Source organism: Vogesella alkaliphila, from assembly GCF_014652475.1.
Lineage (GTDB): Bacteria > Pseudomonadota > Gammaproteobacteria > Burkholderiales > Chromobacteriaceae > Vogesella > Vogesella alkaliphila.
This window is the reverse complement of record NZ_BMYW01000029.1, coordinates 1-588: the sequence shown is the minus strand read 5'-3', so window position 1 is coordinate 588 and position 588 is coordinate 1. Positions and strand designations below refer to the sequence as shown.

Sequence of the window (588 nt, the reverse complement as noted above, 5' to 3'; positions counted from 1 at the left end):
TGCACTGTCAAGATTCTGAGAAACGATGTTTCTTTGAACTTGCGTGCCAAAAAATTGCTATGAGATTGAACTGAAGAGTTTGATCCTGGCTCAGATTGAACGCTGGCGGCATGCTTTACACATGCAAGTCGAACGGTAACAGGGAGCTTGCTCCGCTGACGAGTGGCGAACGGGTGAGTAATGCGTCGGAACGTGCCGAGTAGTGGGGGATAACGCATCGAAAGGTGTGCTAATACCGCATACGTACTGAGGTAGAAAGTGGGGGACCTTCGGGCCTCACGCTATTCGAGCGGCCGACGTCTGATTAGCTAGTTGGTGAGGTAAAGGCTCACCAAGGCGACGATCAGTAGCGGGTCTGAGAGGATGATCCGCCACACTGGGACTGAGACACGGCCCAGACTCCTACGGGAGGCAGCAGTGGGGAATTTTGGACAATGGGCGCAAGCCTGATCCAGCCATGCCGCGTGTCTGAAGAAGGCCTTCGGGTTGTAAAGGACTTTTGTCCGGGAGCAAATGCTGGTGGCTAACATCCACCGGAGCTGAGAGTACCGGAAGAATAAGCACCGGCTAACTACGTGCCAGCAGCCG

1 rRNA gene is annotated in these 588 nt (G+C 54.3%); it reads left to right on the top strand.

Features of this window, described 5'->3' with window-relative positions:
- Window positions 1-67: 67 nt before the first annotated feature.
- Window positions 68-588 (top strand): 16S ribosomal RNA (locus tag IE100_RS16355); the annotation flags it as partial.